The sequence below is a fragment of the Arthrobacter sp. MOO21 genome (assembly GCF_057369995.2).
Genome location: NZ_CM170671.2, coordinates 3543474 through 3559237 on the forward strand (window position 1 = coordinate 3543474; position 15764 = coordinate 3559237).

Annotated in this window: 14 protein-coding genes and 1 tRNA gene; 8 read left to right on the top strand and 7 right to left on the bottom strand. The window is 66.2% G+C overall.

Annotated elements, in window-relative coordinates:
- Nucleotides 1-51: 51 nt before the first annotated feature.
- Nucleotides 52-951 (top strand): aldose 1-epimerase family protein, encoded by a 900-nt coding sequence (locus AC2JAJ_RS16490; RefSeq protein ID WP_486415150.1) that lies wholly within the window; start codon nt 52-54, stop codon nt 949-951.
- On the opposite strand, the gene AC2JAJ_RS16495 is transcribed toward AC2JAJ_RS16490, so the two are convergent.
- Nucleotides 946-1692, bottom strand: a complete 747-nt coding sequence (locus tag AC2JAJ_RS16495; RefSeq protein ID WP_221385946.1) for an alpha/beta hydrolase — start codon at nt 1690-1692, stop codon at nt 946-948. The two genes, AC2JAJ_RS16490 and AC2JAJ_RS16495, sit on opposite strands and share 6 nt — an antisense overlap.
- On the bottom strand, nt 1692-2792 hold the full coding sequence (locus AC2JAJ_RS16500) for a LacI family DNA-binding transcriptional regulator (RefSeq protein ID WP_221385809.1): 1101 nt from the start codon (nt 2790-2792) through the stop codon (nt 1692-1694). Before AC2JAJ_RS16500 ends, AC2JAJ_RS16495 begins: the two co-directional genes overlap by 1 nt.
- A 169-nt stretch (nt 2793-2961) precedes the next feature.
- On the opposite strand from AC2JAJ_RS16500, the gene AC2JAJ_RS16505 reads away from it, so the two are divergent.
- The 3 genes from AC2JAJ_RS16505 to AC2JAJ_RS16515 are packed head-to-tail and all read left to right on the top strand — an operon-like array spanning nt 2962 to nt 6181.
- The gene (locus AC2JAJ_RS16505; protein WP_501053198.1) at nt 2962-4131 is read left to right on the top strand and encodes a Gfo/Idh/MocA family protein; all 1170 of its coding nucleotides are present in this window, start codon (nt 2962-2964) and stop codon (nt 4129-4131) included.
- Nucleotides 4131-5345: a dihydrodipicolinate synthase family protein gene (locus tag AC2JAJ_RS16510; RefSeq protein ID WP_486415148.1), complete on the top strand. Its 1215-nt coding sequence runs from the start codon at nt 4131-4133 to the stop codon at nt 5343-5345. The genes AC2JAJ_RS16505 and AC2JAJ_RS16510 overlap by 1 nt, the downstream gene beginning before the upstream one ends.
- Nucleotides 5342-6181, top strand: a complete 840-nt coding sequence (locus AC2JAJ_RS16515; protein ID WP_486415147.1) for a sugar phosphate isomerase/epimerase family protein — start codon at nt 5342-5344, stop codon at nt 6179-6181. The genes AC2JAJ_RS16510 and AC2JAJ_RS16515 overlap by 4 nt, the downstream gene beginning before the upstream one ends.
- 651 nt (nt 6182-6832) lie before the next feature.
- On the opposite strand, the gene AC2JAJ_RS16520 is transcribed toward AC2JAJ_RS16515, so the two are convergent.
- From AC2JAJ_RS16520 to xylA, 4 genes are all read right to left on the bottom strand, one after another.
- A complete protein-coding gene (locus AC2JAJ_RS16520; RefSeq protein ID WP_479775556.1) occupies nt 6833-7669 on the bottom strand; it encodes an IS3 family transposase in 837 nt (278 codons plus the stop codon).
- A gap of 14 nt (nt 7670-7683) precedes the next feature.
- Nucleotides 7684-8154, bottom strand: coding sequence for a helix-turn-helix domain-containing protein (locus tag AC2JAJ_RS16525; protein ID WP_364275310.1), 471 nt, complete (start codon nt 8152-8154; stop codon nt 7684-7686).
- A 109-nt stretch (nt 8155-8263) separates the two neighbouring features.
- A complete protein-coding gene (gene xylB / locus AC2JAJ_RS16530) occupies nt 8264-9682 on the bottom strand; it encodes a xylulokinase (protein ID WP_473697028.1) in 1419 nt (472 codons plus the stop codon).
- 3 nt (nt 9683-9685) lie between these two features.
- Nucleotides 9686-10873 (bottom strand): xylose isomerase, encoded by a 1188-nt coding sequence (gene xylA / locus AC2JAJ_RS16535; RefSeq protein WP_473697029.1) that lies wholly within the window; start codon nt 10871-10873, stop codon nt 9686-9688.
- Between the two features lie 145 nt (nt 10874-11018).
- On the opposite strand from xylA, the gene AC2JAJ_RS16540 reads away from it, so the two are divergent.
- Nucleotides 11019-12245 carry an ROK family transcriptional regulator gene (locus AC2JAJ_RS16540; RefSeq protein ID WP_486415146.1) on the top strand — a complete coding sequence of 409 codons (1227 nt, stop codon included), beginning with the start codon at nt 11019-11021 and terminating at the stop codon, nt 12243-12245.
- Nucleotides 12246-12295: 50 nt separating this feature from the next.
- On the opposite strand, the gene AC2JAJ_RS16545 is transcribed toward AC2JAJ_RS16540, so the two are convergent.
- Nucleotides 12296-12368, bottom strand: a tRNA-Arg gene (locus AC2JAJ_RS16545).
- Between the two features lie 207 nt (nt 12369-12575).
- Between AC2JAJ_RS16545 and AC2JAJ_RS16550 the strand changes: the two genes are divergently transcribed.
- The 3 genes from AC2JAJ_RS16550 to ettA all read left to right on the top strand — a co-directional run bounded on the left by AC2JAJ_RS16550 (nt 12576) and on the right by ettA (nt 15762).
- A complete protein-coding gene (locus AC2JAJ_RS16550) occupies nt 12576-13130 on the top strand; it encodes a single-stranded DNA-binding protein (protein ID WP_486415145.1) in 555 nt (184 codons plus the stop codon).
- 321 nt (nt 13131-13451) lie between these two features.
- Nucleotides 13452-14018 carry a DUF6993 domain-containing protein gene (locus AC2JAJ_RS16555; RefSeq protein ID WP_221385817.1) on the top strand — a complete coding sequence of 189 codons (567 nt, stop codon included), beginning with the start codon at nt 13452-13454 and terminating at the stop codon, nt 14016-14018.
- Nucleotides 14019-14079: 61 nt separating this feature from the next.
- Nucleotides 14080-15762 (top strand): energy-dependent translational throttle protein EttA, encoded by a 1683-nt coding sequence (gene ettA, locus AC2JAJ_RS16560; protein WP_221385818.1) that lies wholly within the window; start codon nt 14080-14082, stop codon nt 15760-15762.
- The last annotated feature ends 2 nt before the right edge of the window (nt 15763-15764 follow it).

Consider the following 15764-nt stretch of genomic DNA (forward strand, 5'->3'; position numbering starts at 1 on the left):
GGCGTGCGGTACGCTGGTGAGCGCTAACACATTCTGAGCCAGAGGGAACCCATGACCGGAACTGAAGTCCACCTTACCCACGGACGCTACTCCGCCGTCGTCACCGTCCGGGGCGGAGCGCTCCGTGAACTGCGCTTCGGGGACCGGAACCTTGTTGTGGGGTTTGGGGCGGAAGGTGCAGTGCCCGACTACCGGGGCGTCATCTGCGCGCCGTGGCCCAACCGCCTCGCTGACGGCACCTACACCTACGCGGGCAAGTCCTATGCCGCCGCCGTCAATGAGCCCGAACGGGGATCCGCCCTCCACGGCCTGGCGATTCACCTCCCATGGGAGGTCCAGGAGGCGGCCGCTGACCGGGCGGTCCTGCGCTGCCGCATACCGGCCGGCCCCGATTACCCTGGCACCCTTGACCTCACGGTCACGTACGCCCTCTCGGACGACGGACTCCATGGGACGGTGCGGGCGGTCAACACAGGCTCCGTTTCCGCGCCGTACGGAGTATGCCCGCATCCCTATGTGGTGGCTGGTCCGTCCCCCCTCGATGACTGGTCGCTGGAACTTCCCGCGAATACGTATCTGGAGGTCACGCCGGACCGGCTGCTCCCGGTGGGATTGCGGAAGGTGGAGGGGGACGCTTTCGACTTCCGTTCGCCGCGCCGCCTGGGACCGGTCGAAATCGATCACGCCTTCACCGACATCTCCCGCGACGCTGACGGACTGGCGCGGGTGCGGGTGCTCGATCCAACAGGTACAGGCGTGGAGCTGGAATGGGGAACGGAGTGGCCCTGGGTCCAGGTGCACACGGGGGACAAGCCCGTGGGACCCGACCGGCTGGGGTTGGCTGTGGAACCCATGACCTGCCCGCCGGACGCACTGCATTCAGGGACCGATCTGATCCACCTGCAGCCCGGCCAGTCCCACTCAGCGGCGTGGACCATTCGGGCGCTATGAACTAAGGGCTTGCACCCACCCCGCCCGCTCCAGCCAGGCCGCGCACAGCGCCGGCCATTGCCCGGGCCCTGGCTCGCCACCTGCCAGGCCCAGGCCATGGCGCCCCTCCGGGAAGACGTGCAGCTCAGCTGCCACCCCGGCCCCGCACAGGGCTCCGGCGTAGGCGAGGCTGTGGCTTACGGGCACCGCCTCGTCATCGGCGGTGTGCCAGATGAATGCCGGCGGGGTGCGGGCCGTGACGTGCAGCTCGGCTGACAGAGCCGTGAGAAGGTTCGACGGCGGCGCGTCGCCAAGCAGGTTGTCCACCGAGCCCGGGTGGACGTTTCCGGTGAAGGACACCACGGGGTAGCAGAGCACGGAAAGGTCCGGGACGGCGGCGGCGACATCCAGGCCAGGACTTCCGGTGGCAACTCCGGTAGACAGTGTGGCTGCCAGGTGTCCGCCGGCGGAGAACCCCAGGACGCCCACCCGGCCTTGGTCAACGGCGAGCCCGTGCCGGCCGCTGCGGATGTGCAGCATGGCCTTTTTGGCGTCCTCGAGGGGCGCCGGGTGCCGGTCCGGGGCAACGCGGTAGCGCAGCACGAACGCATGCAGGCCCAGCGAGGCCAGCCATTCCGCTACCGGCTCAGCCTCGTGGCCGGCCTGGCGCGCGTATCCGCCGCCAGGCAGGACAAGGATGGCCGGACGGGGACCTGGGGCTGCTGTACGTGCCGGAACGGCAGACAGTCCGCGCGGTTCCATCACGCCGCCACCTCGGTGCTGCGGCGCAGAGTCACCTCGCCACGGATCGTACCGGCGGGCTCCAACTCCTGGTCATGGTCCTTGTCCTGGTCTGCACTGTGGCCCCCGGGCCGCCCGGTGGCACGGGTGGCAATCCGGCCAATCTCTTCCAGCGGCAGGCGGACGGTGGAGAGGGCAGGCCGGAAGTCGCGGAGTGTTTCGATGTCGTCGAAGCCGGCGATGGCCGCATCGCGGGGGATGCGCAGTCCTTCGGCCCGCAGCGCTGCCGCAGCGCCGATCGCCATGACGTCGTTGACGGCAAAGATGCACAGTTTCGTATGCTCCCCGCCTTCGGACTGCTCGGCTTTGATCCGGGCCGCCAACTGGAGACCCGCCTCAAAGCCGCCGGTCCGGTTGAACGAGTTGCGCAGCACCTCGGCCGGCTGCCGCCCTGCCCGCTCGAGGCCTTCCTGGAAGCCGCGGATCCGGTCATCCGACGTGAAAAGTCCCTCAGGGCCGCCGATGATGACAAACTTTCCGTCCCAGTCCTTCGCCAACTCGGTCGCCAGTTGTCCGGCGAGTTCCTGGTTGGGAACCTGCACCACGTGGTACCCCTCCGGTGCGGTGGCACCCACCACGGGGTGGCCCACCACGGCCACGCGGCCCCCGTTGCGGCAGTACCGGTCCAGTTCCGCGGCGAGTTCGGCATTGCCCTCCGTGTCCCCGGGGCGGCGCGAGCGGGACCCGGCGATCACGATCGAGTCGGCGCGGCGGGCGGCAAATGCCGCCACCGCCTCCTTCTCCTCGGCCGGGCCTCCTCCGGTGGTGGCAAGCAGCACCATTTTGCGCTGTTCCCGCGCAGCCTCCTGCACCCCCCTGGCAATGGCGGAGAAATAGGGGTCGGCGATGTCGTGCACGATCAAGCCGATCAACCCCGAACTGGATTTCGCCAGCCCTTGCGCCTGCGCGTTGGGGACATAGCCCAGGGACTCCGCCGCCTGCCGGACCCGCTCCGCGATGTCCGGGCCGGGCTTGCGCGCGGAGCCGTTCAGCACGCGCGACGCCGTGGCGGGGGACACCCCCGCCAGGCGGGCCACCTCGGTAAGGGTACTTGCGGCCATGCCATCTCCTGGTTGTCAGTAGGGGATCGAACGTAAGCACATTATGGCAGCCGGCACCACTTTTCGGAAAGCGCTTGCCAAGCGGCGGCCGCGCGTGCATCATTGAAGCAGTGGGAATGCGCTTTCCCGACCGGCTTTACCAAACCCGCTCACTCACCGTGGAGGACACATGGGCTTCGAAACAAAAACAATCCGCATCGCCATGAACGGCATCACCGGCCGAATGGGATACCGGCAGCACCTGCTGCGTTCCATCCTCCCCATCCGGGACGCCGGCGGCTTCACCCTGGAGGACGGCACCCGTGTCCAGGTTGAGCCCATCCTGGTGGGCCGCAACGAAGCCAAGATCCGGGAACTCGCCGAAAAGCACAAGGTCGCCGAATGGAGCACCGACCTCGACGCCGTCATCAACGACCCCACCGTCGACGTCGTCTTCGACGCCTCCATGACCAGCCTCCGCGCCGCAACGCTGAAGAAGGCCATGCAGGCCGGCAAGCACATCTTCACCGAGAAGCCCACGGCCGAAACCCTTGAGGAAGCGATCGAGCTGGCGCGGATCGGCAAGGAAGCGGGCGTGACCGCGGGCGTTGTCCACGACAAGCTGTACCTCCCGGGCCTGGTCAAGCTCCGCCGGCTGGTCGACGAAGGCTTCTTCGGCCGCATCCTCTCCATCCGGGGCGAGTTCGGCTACTGGGTCTTCGAAGGCGACATCCAGGCCGCCCAGCGCCCCTCCTGGAACTACCGCAAGGAGGACGGCGGCGGAATGACCACGGACATGTTCTGCCACTGGAACTACGTCCTCGAGGGCATCATCGGCAAGGTCAAGAGCGTCAACGCCAAGACCGCCACCCACATCCCCGCCCGCTGGGACGAAGCCGGCAAGGAATACAAGGCCACCGCCGACGACGCCTCCTACGGCATCTTCGAACTGGAGACCCCGGCCGGCGACGAGGTCGTCGGCCAGATCAACTCCTCCTGGGCCGTGCGCGTCTACCGCGATGAACTGGTCGAATTCCAGGTGGACGGCACCCACGGCTCCGCCGTCGCCGGCCTGAACAAGTGCGTCGCCCAGCAGCGCGCCCACACCCCCAAGCCAGTCTGGAACCCGGACCTGCCCGTCACCGAATCCTTCCGCGACCAGTGGCAGGAAGTCCCCGCCAACGCCGAACTGGACAACGGCTTCAAGCTGCAGTGGGAGGAATTCCTCCGCGACGTCGTCGCCGGCCGCGAGCACCGCTTCGGCCTGCTCTCCGCAGCCCGCGGTGTCCAGCTCGCCGAGCTCGGCCTGCGCTCCAACGACGAACGCCTCACCATCGACATCCCGGAGATCACCCTCTAATGACATCACTCATCCTTCCCTCCTCCGACGGGGGTACCCGGGAATACCGGCTCCAGGGCGGCACCACGTGGGCCCGTCCCACCGCGCCGCTGACCGCACGCCGCGCCTACGCCGCGGCCCACGTCATTCCCGAAGTCCTGGCCGACAACACCCCAGGCGCTCCCGCCCAGCTGGACTGGGACGCCACCCTGGCCTACCGGCACGAGCTCTGGTCCTACGGCCTCGGCGTGGCCGACGCCATGGACACCGCCCAGCGCGGGATGGGCCTGGACTGGGTCGCCACCCAGCAGCTCATCAAGCGCACCGGTGCAGAAGCAGCGTCCGTCGTCTCCGCCAACAACCCGGCTACCGCCGGCAAATCGGTCCGGGACCTCGTCTCCTGCGGCGCCGGCACCGACCAGCTGGACATCGACGCCCTGCCAACAGGCGACGCCGGCATCAAGGCCGTCCTCGAGGCCTACCGCGAGCAGATCGCCGTCATCAGCGAGGCCGGGCCGAAGGTCATCATCATGGCCTCCCGCGCCCTGGCCAAGGTTGCCACTGGTCCCGGGGACTACCTGAAGGTCTACTCCACCCTGCTGCAGGAAGTGGACCAGCCGGTCATCCTCCACTGGCTGGGCACCATGTTCGATCCCGCCCTGGCCGGCTACTGGGGCTCCGAGGACGTCGCCACCGCCACGGAAACCTTCCTGGACCTCATCAAGGACAACGCGGACAAAGTGGACGGCGTCAAGGTCTCGCTCCTGGACGCAAGCCATGAGGTAGCCCTGCGGTCCGCGCTGCCCGAAGGCGTCCGCCTCTACACGGGTGATGACTTCAACTATCCCGAACTCATCGACGGCGACGGCAACCACCACTCGGACGCCCTGCTGGGCATCTTCGCCGCGATCTACCCGGCCGCTTCGGTGGCCCTGCAGAACTACGACGCCGGCAACGCCGCCAAAGCACGCGAAATCCTGGACTCCACCAGGGAACTGGGCAAGCACATCTTCAGCGCCCCCACCTTCTACTACAAGACCGGCATCGCGTTTATGTCCTGGCTCAACGGCAAACAGCCCGGCTTCCAGATGGTGGGCGGCCTGCACTCCGGCCGTTCGGTCTGCCACCTGGCCAGGACTTTCGAACTGGCCGACCAGGCCGGCCTGTTGCGCGACCCGGCCCTGGCAGCCTTCCGGATGTCCGACTACCTGCGGATCAACGGGGTGGGAGTATGAGCGACTTTTCCCGCCTGTCCATCAACAGCGCCACCACCAAGAAATGGACCCTTGCCCAGGTGGTTGAGGGCTGCGTCAACGCCGGAATCCCCGCCATCGGACCCTGGCGCGACCGCGTCGAGGAAGCAGGCCTGGACAAGGCGGCACGCCTGATCAAGGATGCCGGGCTGCGGGTCTCCTCGCTCTGCCGCGGCGGGTTCCTCACCGCGGCTGACGCAGATGGCCAGGCCGCGGCGCTCGCCGACAACCGGGCCGCGATCCTCGAAGCGGCAGCCCTGGACACCCGGGAGCTGTTCCTGGTGGTCGGCGGCCTCGCGCCGGGGGAGAAGGATGTGGTGGCGGCCCGGCAGCGCGTCGCGGACCGCCTGGCCGACCTGGTTCCGTTCGCGGAAGGGAACGGTATCCGCCTGGTGCTGGAACCGCTGCACCCCATGTACGCAGCCGACCGTGCCCTGATCTCCACCCTTGGGCAGGCCCTGGACCTCGCAGCGCCCTTCGACGCCGCAACGGTGGGGGTCGCCGTCGACACCTTCCACGTCTGGTGGGACCCGGAACTGAAGGCGCAGATCGAGCGCGCCGGCCGGGAGAACAGGATCGCTTCCTACCAGGTGTGCGACTTCAACATGCCCATCGCCGCCGACCCGCTGCTGTCCCGCGGGTACATGGGCGACGGCGTGGTGGACTTCGCCACGATCGGCAGCTGGGTGCGCGACGCCGGATACACCGGCGACATCGAGGTGGAAATTTTCAATCAAGAGATTTGGGACACGGATGGCACTACGGTCCTGGCGACGGTCAAGGAGCGCTACGCCGAGCTTGTGCTGCCGTACTCCTGATTCAAGACCGCGGGCTCCTGCCGCGTTTCCAAAGTGACCGGCAGAAGCCTGCGCCCCACATGCAGAAGGTCCGGACCGCCATGAACTGGTCCCCGAAAGTTGGACTCGCAAATGCGATGTATCCACTTTAGCGGCCAGCTATCGGCTGTTCGCAGAAGTCCCCGTCCCAAGTGGGACGGGGACTTCTGCGTGTTTGAACCACCTGCCAAGCCAGGGGGGCGAGAGCTGCACCTGGGTTTAGCCCGTTCATTGACCTTCATGCCGTATTCGTGGATCGTTTGGTCCATGAGCCGGGGGACGCGAATCGCTTTGTCTTTGATGGTTTCCGTGTTGGTGCTGGCGGGCATTTTTGCTGGCGTCCGGCTATGGAACGTCCATCAACAGACATCGGACTGGGTCCTGTCGCCCAAGGAAGTTCCGTCCAGAGTGCAGTTTGCCGACCGCGAATATAACTGTGGTCCCAACCCACAGCCCGCCGAACACGATGTATCCGCCCTAACCTCTCAAGGTAGGACAGCCGGAGGGGGCGAGATATTTGCTCAGGAGCCTTCTGCCGAAGCCAGAGTTTTTATCGTCGTGCAGACAGGCAAGGGCGCGTTTGGCTGCGGTCTAATGGGGGGACCCTAGTCCAGCTGTGCTTCTAATTGGGACCTAAGCCGCAAGCATCTGAGCACGGTACTGTACCGGGCTCAAGCCCTTGAGCTTGGTGGAAATTCTTTCGGTGTTGTACCAGCTGATGTATGCGTGCAGCGCTGATGCGAGTGCGTCGGTGTTGAGGAACCGGACGCGGTGGAAGAGCTCTTCCTTCAGGTGTCCGAAGAAGTTCTCCATGACGGCGTTGTCGTAGCAGTTGGCTTTGCGTGACATCGATTGGACGGCGCCGGCGTTCGCCAAGAGTGTGCGCCAAGAGTTGTGCTGATACTGGAACCCTTGGTCTGAGTGGACGAGGGGTTTCTGCCCGTTCTCCAGCGTGGCCAAGGCGCCGCGCAATGAGGAGTTGGTCAGTTCCAGGTTGGGCGAGGTCCCAATGGCGTAGGAGATGATCTGCCGGTCGAACAGGTCCATGATCGGTGAGAGGTAGAGCTTCCTGTCGCCGACGCTGAACTCGGTCACATCGGTCACCCACTTCTGGTTTGGGGCGTCCGCGTCGAACTGGCGTTTCAGCAGGTTCGGGGCCACGATGCCTTGCTCGCCCTGGTAGGAGTTGTATCGCTTCCTGCTTCGGACCTTGCAGACCAGCCGGAGGGAACGCATCAGCTTCAGAACCGTCTTCTTAGCGACCGTCCATCCTTGCTTCAACAGTTCAATATGGATCCGGCGATGCCCGTACCGGCCGTGGTTCTTCGTAAAAATGTCAGTGACAGCGGCCTTCAGGGACGCCCGTGGATCGGGGCCATTGAGTTTGGCTTGGTGGTAGAAGAACGTGGACCGGGCTAACCCGGCCACGTCCAGCAGAACCTCTAATCGGTGCTCAGCCTTGAGAGCGATGACAGCGCGAACCTTTAGCGCTGCTCCCTGCCCCTCAAGGCGTTTACTTTTCCCAGGAAAGCAACCTCTGCACGCAGGCGTTCGTTCTCACGTCGCAGCCGCTGCAGCTCCGGTTCCTGCTGCGGCGGGGTATCTGGGTTCTTCCTTGGGCGGCCTTTAGGTTTCGGACGGAGGCCTTCCTCGCCCTGAGCCCGGTACTGCATTGCCCACACGGCTATCAGGTGTGGCGAGGATAGTTCGAGCTCTTTGGCCAGTGCGACCCTGGTCTCGCCGGAGATATATCGCTGCACGGCGTTGAGCTTGAGCTCGAATGAATACACGCGGTTGCCTGGTTTGGTCACAAGAGCAGTATCCCCACGAACGCGCCATCTGTCGTGTAACCGGAGGATCGGCTTCCGACGCACCCCGAGCCTGGTTGCTACAGCTCTGGAGCCCCACCCGATCTCAAACAGCGCCACCGCGGCCTCGCGCTGTTCCTCGGACAACGAACTTCTTCCATGCATAAAACTGCTCCCCGAAAGTCAGAACTGATTTTTCAGTCCAACTTTCGGGGAGCAGTTCACCAGCGGTCCGGACCTTCTGCATGGTGCTTTCCTAGGTGTACAGCGAGGCGAACCGGCGGTACCTTGCCAGCACGCCGCCGTCGTCCGTACCGGGGGAAAGTTCGACGGCGTCCAGCGTCCAGTCCGGGAATCGTCCCGTGAGGGCCGCGGCGGCTTGGCGCGCCGCACCGTCCGCGACGTATTCACCGGGCCGGGGAACGCAGACCGTGGTTCCAAGAAGCCGCGCCGCGGCGGCCTGCACCGCCGTGGATTGCGCTCCACCGCCAACGAGGAGGATGCGCCGCGCTTCCACCCCTTGCTCCTGCAGTGCCGCGAGGCCGTCGGCCAGCGAACAGACCACACCCTCGACGGCGGCCCGGGCCAGGTTCGACGGCGTGTAGTTGGCGCGCGTGATGCCGTGCAGCGAGCCGGTGGCGTCCGGCAGGTTGGGGGTGCGCTCACCGTCGAAATAGGGGACCAGGGTCAGTCCTCCGGCGCCGTGCCCGGCCGACAGCGCAAGCTCATTGAACGTGGGCAGGTCCACGTCCAGCAGGGCTGCCGTTGCGTCAAAAATCCGGGTGGCATTGAGGGTGCACACCAGCGGCAGATAGTGTCCGGCTGCATCTGCGAATCCGGCAACGAGGCCGGACGGGTCCGCCGCCGGCCTGCTGGAGACGGCGAAAACGGTGCCGGACGTACCCAGCGACATGACGACGTCCCCGAGCGCCGCCCCTGCACCCAGGGCAGCCGCGGCATTGTCCCCGGCACCTGCGGCCAGCAGTGCGCCGCCCGGGGTCCTGCCGGCTGCCTCCAGCGGACCGAGGACCCGCGGGAGGGCCGGAACATGGCCCAGGGACGCGGCCAGGACATCCGGCAAGTAATGTCCCTGCGCGGTGGAGTAGTACCCCGTGCCTGATGCGTCGGAGCGGTCGGTGGCGAGGGCGGCCAGTCCCTCAGCTCCGCTGCCAGGGCCGTAGCCGGCGAGCCGCCAGGTCAGCCAGTCATGGGGAAGGCAGACGGCGGCCACTTTTGCGGCGTTGTCCGGTTCGTTCTCCGCGAGCCAGCGGAGCTTGGTCAGTGTCAGGGAAGCCACCGGGACGGTTCCGGTTGCGTCGGCCCAGTACTGCGCGCCGGCGGCGGGATCGCCGCCGCCGGCTGTCGTGACAAGCTCGGCGGCCGCGCCGGCGCTGCGGGTGTCGTTCCACAGCAGCGCCGGCCGGATGACGTCTCCGTCGCTGTCCAGGCACACCATGCCGTGCTGCTGCCCGCCAACGGAAACGGCGCTGACGTCGTCCAGGCCACCGGCTTCGGCAATGGCCTTCTGCAGCGCAGTCCACCAGTGGTCCGGGTGGACCTCGCTGCCTTCGGGGTGGGACGACCTGCCGTGGCGGACCAGTGCTCCGGTGTCCGCGTCACGGACCACCACCTTGCAGGACTGGGTGGAGCTGTCGATTCCTGCGACCAGGGCCATGGCTTAGCGGGCGCCCAGGAGGTGCTCGATGGCGAGCTGGTTGAGGCGGACGAACGCGAAGGACCGCTCGGCGGCCTTGTCGGCGTCGAAATCCTCAAAGGCCGCGGCGTCTGCGAGCAGGTCCGCGGTGCTCTCACCGGCGGCGAGGGTGGGCTCGCCGAGTTCGAAGACGCCGGAGGCGGCCAGGGCTTCCTGGACCTGCGGGTCGGCGCGGAAGGCGAGGGCGCGTTCCTTGAGGAGAAGGTACATGGCCATGTTGGACTTGGCGGATTCCCAGACGCCGTCGTAGCCGTCGGTGCGGGAGGGCTTGTAGTCGAAGTGGCGGGGGCCGTCGTACTTGGGGCCGCCGCCGGGAAAGCCGTTCTCGAGCAGGTCCACGGTGAAGAAGGCGCTGGTGAGGTCGCCGTGGCCGAAGACGAGGTCCTGGTCGTACTTGATGCCGCGCTGGCCGTTGAGGTCGATGTGGAAGAGCTTGCCGGCCCACAGGGCCTGCGCGATCCCGTGGGTGAAGTTCAGGCCCGCCATCTGCTCGTGCCCGGTCTCGGGGTTCAGGCCCACGATGTCGCCGTGCTCCAGCTGGGCGATGAACGCCAGGCCGTGGCCGACGGTGGGGAGGAAGATGTCGCCACGGGGTTCGTTCGGCTTGGGTTCGAGGGCGATGCGGAGGTTGTAGCCCTTCTCCTTGATGTAGCCCGCAGCCGTGTCCACGCCTTCCTTCATCCTGTCGAGGGCGGCGGCGAGGTCCTTGGAGCCGTCGTATTCACTGCCTTCGCGGCCGCCCCACATGACGAATGTTTCGGCGCCGAGCTCGGCAGCCAGATCGATGTTGCGCAGGACCTTGGACAGGGCGAAGCGGCGGATGGAACGGTCGTTGGAGGTGAAGCCGCCGTCCTTGAACACCGGGTGGCTGAACAGGTTGGTGGTGACCATCGGAACCTTCAACCCGGTTTCGGCCAGGGCCGCACGGAAGTTCTTCAGGATCAGGTCCCGCTCAGAGGCGCTCGCGTCGAAGGGAACCAGGTCATTGTCATGGAAGGTGATGCCGTAGGCGCCGAGCTCGCTGAGCTTGTGCACTGCTTCAACCGGGTCAAGGGGGGAGCGGGTGGCAACGCCGAATGGGTCGGCACCGGTCCAGCCGACGGTCCACAGGCCGAAGGTGAACTTGTCTGCAGGGCTAGGGGAGAGAGTCATGATGCGTCCTTGCGATCGGTCGCTCCGCAGGGTTGCGAAGCTTTAGTTCATTGCCTGAACTTTATGAGGGGACGTAGGGTGGGGTCAATAGTCCAGCTTGCGACAGCCGGAAAAATTGACGCAGCGTTGAACCGAGGAGCTTGTGATGGTGATGCCGGCACCCGCAGTGGCGGGACCCGGAGGAGCAGCCCCTGGAAGCGTGGGGGATGTCCGGCGCAGCAATCTTGCCCTGGTCCTCGGCGCCATTGCCGAGTTTCCCCCCGGCACCTGTCCCAGCCGGGCCCAGATAGCGGCCGCCACCGGATTGACCAAAGCCTCCGTCTCCAGCCTTGTGCTCGATCTCCTGGCCGCCGGAATCATCCGCGAGGTAGGCCTGAACCCGCAGGGGCGCGGGCGGCCCGGTGTCGGGCTGGAGCTGAACCCCGGCCGCGCAGTCATGGGGATGGAAGTCAACGTGGACTACATCTCGGCAGCCGCGGTGGACCTGGCCGGAAATGTCGTCATCCGCGAGGTGAGGGAGCGCGATAACCGCAACAGCGCAGATGCCCCCGTGCTGGCAGCCCTGGCAGCCCTGGCCGGCCGGGTGCGCAGTACGGCGGGGGAGCAGGGGGTGGAGGTGCTCGGTGGTGGACTGGCGGTGCCGGGACTCGTAGAGCCTGCCGCGGGGCGGGTTCTCACAGCTCCCAACCTGGGCTGGGTGGACGCAGACCTCGACCTCGATGCCCTGCTGCCCGAAACTCCCTTGGGCGTCGCGCTCTTCAACGAGGCCAATGCTGCAGCACTGGCTGAACTTCGCCACCGGCCGGACGGCGCCTCCGACTTCCTCTTTGTGTCGGGTGAAGTTGGTGTCGGTGGCGGGATCGTCATTGGGTCCGAGCTGTTCACTGGCCCGGAAGGACATGCCGGAGAAGTGGGACATATCGTGGTGGACCCCGACGGCGGCCGCTGTTCGTGCGGAGGCACGGGCTGCCTGGAAACCATCGCCGGGCAGGATGCCATCTTCGCCGCCGCCGGTCTGGCCCTGGAAGGCGCATCACGTTCTGCCGGCATGTCCGCCCTCCGGCAGGCGCTGGAGGCCGGGGAAACCAAGGCGCTGTCCGCCGTCAGGCGTGCGGGCCGGGCCCTTGGCATAGCACTGGCGTCCACGGCGAGGGTGGTCAATATCCACTCGGTGGTCCTGGGCGGACACTTTGCGGTCCTCGAACCCTGGCTGCGCCAACCGTTGCTGGAAAGCCTGCAGAAATACGCGCCCGGCAAGTACACCCCGGAGCAGGTCACCGTGTCGGCCGTGGGTGAGTCGGGCGCTCTGCTGGGTGCTGCGGGCAGCGTCATCCGCTCACTTGTTGAGGCGCCGCACCGGCTCCATGCCTAGCCCTGGACGGACGACGCCCCGGTCCAGAGACCGGGGCGTCCGTAGTGAGGTGCCCCAGGAGGGAATCGAACCCCCGACCGGCGGATTAGAAGGCCGCTGCTCTATCCCCTGAGCTACTGAGGCATCGGTTTCCGGCCTGCAGGCCGGCGCCTCAAAAAGTCTACATTGCCCGGGCTGCCGGCGGTGTCATCAAGGAGCCACTTCCCCTCCACACAGGTGCAGGAAACGCCCTTTATCCACATAGGCCAATCCGTGCCTCCTGTCCGCAGCCAGCCAGCGCCATGCTGGTCGTGCCTGCTAAGGGCGCCACCATTGAGACAGGACGAAGAGATGAGCGAAACGATCACCATCCGGGGTTTTGTGGCCACCGAGATAACGAGTTCCACCACGCCGGGGGGAGTGGCCACGGCCTCTTTCCGCCTCGGCTCCACCTCCCGCCGCTTCGACCGTGAATCCAAGACCTGGTCGGACGGGCACACCAACTGGTTCACGGTCCAGGGATACCGCCAGCTCGCGGGAACCATGGGCTGCAGCATCAGGAAAGGCCAGCCGGTCATCGTGGTTGGCAAGCTGAAGATCCGCACCTGGGAGAAGGACGGACGTGTGTACCACTCCACCATTATTGACGCCGACGCCGTGGGGCATGACCTCACTTTTGGGTCGGCCAACTTCATCCGGACGGCATCGAAGCCCGTTCTTTCGCTCGTTGAACAATCATCTGCGTCTGCGGACATCCAGCCCGGCGCTGAGCAGTTCCCGGACGAGCCGGAGGACAGGGATGACGAACATCCCGACGACGAGGGCCATCCTGCGGTGGTTATCGAGGACAACGACGGCGGCCTCGCCTCCCTTGACCTCGAAACGGGCGAGCTCGCCGAAGTTTAGGAAACACCGAAGCCCTGAGACGCAGGAGTCCAGCAAGCGCGGACGTCCAGGAAACGCCGAAGTTCAGGAAACGCGGACGTTCAGGAAACGCCGGGCCCAGCAAGCGCGGACATCCAGGAAACAAAGTCCACGAAACAGCAGCATCGGCGTTCCCCCTCAAACGCGGCGGGCGGAACGGCGGCACCCCCCGGCCGTCTTCCGTCCGCCCGCCAATTCCCGTCCGCCCGCCAATTCCGGCCGCCCCGTGTCGCAGCCCTCCGTGAGGCCGGGCCGTCCACCCAACCGGCCAGGGGTCCCGTGTGGCCATGGCAGAATGACCTCATGCGTCACACCCCTCACCACTGGCACAACAACCGGGCCGGTGCAGCGCTCGCATGCGCCGTCCTGGCAGCCCTCTTGTCAGGGTGTGTTCCCGGTCCTTCCGCGGACCAACCCGCCATGGAGGGCAACGGCGGAAAGGCTTCGACGCCGGCGGCGGCCACGGAGGCGGCGACGGCCCAGGACCGGGCCCAGGCTTCGCGTTCAGCGGCGCCAGGCGAAGGGCGCAGCGGCGGGTCACCCGCGGACACCTCTGCCGGTCCTTCAGCGGCAGATGCCGCGGCCACGGAAGCGATGAAGCGGACAGTCACCGACGCGCTCACCAGGCTGGCGGCCGGAAGCCCAAAGCCTGCCACTGCCCAAGTGGGCGAGGCGCTCGCCGGAGCAGGCATCGACCCCGGCGCGCTCCAGGTTTCGCAGAGCCGTACACCCACAGGCTTGGAGGCGGACGCCATCGAAGCAGCCGTCCGCCAAGGCAAGGACTGCGTCATCGGCCAGGTGCGCGAAGGTGCAGTGACCGTCACGGTCCTTCCCGTCCTGGCGAGCGGCAAGTGCTTCGTGGGCTCCTGACCGCACGGACTTTCCCGCTGCAAATGTGAGATCTGCCCGCCAACCCACTAGATTTGAGACCATGGCGGAATTTATCTACACAATGACCAAGGCCCGTAAGGCCGTTGGCGAAAAACTCATTCTTGATGACGTAAGCATGTCCTTCTTCCCGGGCGCCAAGATTGGTGTTGTGGGCCCGAACGGTGCCGGTAAGTCCACCATCCTGAAGATCATGGCCGGGCTGGATACGCCCTCCAATGGTGAAGCCAGGCTCAGCCCCGGCTACAGCGTGGGCATCCTGCTCCAGGAGCCGCCCCTCAACGAGGAAAAGACCGTCCTGGGCAACGTCCAGGAGGGTGTCGGTGAGATCTACGGCAAGATCCAGCGCTTCAACGAGATCTCCGAGGAAATGGCCAGCCCCGATGCTGACTATGACACGCTCCTCGAGGAAATGGGCAAGCTGCAGGAGGCCATCGACGCCGCAGACGCCTGGGACCTTGATTCCCAGCTGGAGCAGGCTATGGACGCCCTCCGCTGCCCGCCGGCCGATGCCGACGTGACCAACCTTTCCGGTGGTGAACGCCGCCGCGTGGCGCTGTGCAAGCTTCTCCTGCAGAAGCCGGACCTGCTGCTCCTCGATGAGCCCACCAACCACCTGGACGCCGAGAGCGTTCTGTGGCTCGAACAGCACCTCTCCAGCTACCCCGGTGCCGTCCTCGCCGTCACCCACGACCGCTACTTCCTGGACCACGTGGCCGAGTGGATTGCTGAAGTGGACCGCGGTCACCTGTACCCGTACGAAGGCAACTACTCCACCTACCTGGAGAAGAAGCGCGCCCGCCTTGAGATCCAGGGCAAGAAGGACGCCAAGCAGGCCAAGCGCCTCGCTGAGGAACTCGAATGGGTCCGCTCCAACGCCAAGGGCCGCCAGACCAAGTCCAAGGCCCGCCTGGCCCGCTACGAGGAGATGGCCGCCGAAGCGGACCGCACCCGCAAGCTGGACTTCGAGGAGATCCAGATCCCGCCGGGACCCCGCCTGGGTGGCCTGGTCCTGGAGGCAAAGAACCTCCAGAAGGGCTTCGACGACCGCGTCCTCATCGACGGGCTCTCCTTCAGCCTGCCGCGCAACGGCATCGTCGGCGTTATCGGTCCCAACGGCGTGGGCAAGTCCACACTCTTCAAGACCATCGTGGGCCTGGAGCCGCTCGACGGCGGCGAGCTGAAGATCGGTGACTCCGTCAAGATCTCCTACGCGGACCAGAGCCGCGGCGGCATCGACCCCAACAAGACCCTGTGGGAGGTCGTTTCCGACGGGCTCGACTTCATCCAGGTGGGCAATGTCGAAATGCCGTCCCGTGCGTACGTGGCAGCGTTCGGTTTCAAGGGCCCGGACCAGCAGAAGAAGGCCGGCGTGCTCTCCGGTGGTGAGCGCAACCGCCTGAACCTCGCCTTGACTCTCAAGCAGGGCGGAAACCTCCTGCTCCTTGACGAGCCCACCAACGACCTCGACGTCGAAACGCTCAGCAGCCTGGAGAATGCGCTGCTCGAGTTCCCCGGCTGCGCCGTGGTGGTCTCGCACGACCGCTGGTTCCTGGACCGGGTGGCCACGCACATCCTGGCCTACGAAGGTGATGAGGAAAACCCCTCCAAGTGGTATTGGTTCGAAGGCAACTTCGAATCCTACGAGGAGAACAAGGTGGACCGCCTGGGCCCCGACGCCGCCAAGCCGCACCGGGTCACCCACCGCCGCCTGACCCGGGACTAGGG

Excerpts from the sequence above, each read along its gene's own strand:
- AC2JAJ_RS16495 (WP_221385946.1), bottom strand. The coding sequence starts at position 1,692 with ATGGAACCGCGCGGACTGTCTGCCGTTCCGGCACGTACAGCAGCCCCA.
- AC2JAJ_RS16500 (WP_221385809.1), bottom strand. The coding sequence starts at position 2,792 with ATGGCCGCAAGTACCCTTACCGAGGTGGCCCGCCTGGCGGGGGTGTCC.
- AC2JAJ_RS16555 (WP_221385817.1), top strand. The coding sequence starts at position 13,452 with ATGCGTCACACCCCTCACCACTGGCACAACAACCGGGCCGGTGCAGCG.
- AC2JAJ_RS16505 (WP_501053198.1), top strand. The coding sequence starts at position 2,962 with ATGGGCTTCGAAACAAAAACAATCCGCATCGCCATGAACGGCATCACC.
- xylB (WP_473697028.1), bottom strand. The coding sequence starts at position 9,682 with ATGGCCCTGGTCGCAGGAATCGACAGCTCCACCCAGTCCTGCAAGGTG.
- ettA (WP_221385818.1), top strand. The coding sequence starts at position 14,080 with ATGGCGGAATTTATCTACACAATGACCAAGGCCCGTAAGGCCGTTGGC.
- AC2JAJ_RS16550 (WP_486415145.1), top strand. The coding sequence starts at position 12,576 with ATGAGCGAAACGATCACCATCCGGGGTTTTGTGGCCACCGAGATAACG.
- AC2JAJ_RS16510 (WP_486415148.1), top strand. The coding sequence starts at position 4,131 with ATGACATCACTCATCCTTCCCTCCTCCGACGGGGGTACCCGGGAATAC.
- AC2JAJ_RS16490 (WP_486415150.1), top strand. The coding sequence starts at position 52 with ATGACCGGAACTGAAGTCCACCTTACCCACGGACGCTACTCCGCCGTC.
- AC2JAJ_RS16540 (WP_486415146.1), top strand. The coding sequence starts at position 11,019 with ATGGTGATGCCGGCACCCGCAGTGGCGGGACCCGGAGGAGCAGCCCCT.
- xylA (WP_473697029.1), bottom strand. The coding sequence starts at position 10,873 with ATGACTCTCTCCCCTAGCCCTGCAGACAAGTTCACCTTCGGCCTGTGG.
- AC2JAJ_RS16515 (WP_486415147.1), top strand. The coding sequence starts at position 5,342 with ATGAGCGACTTTTCCCGCCTGTCCATCAACAGCGCCACCACCAAGAAA.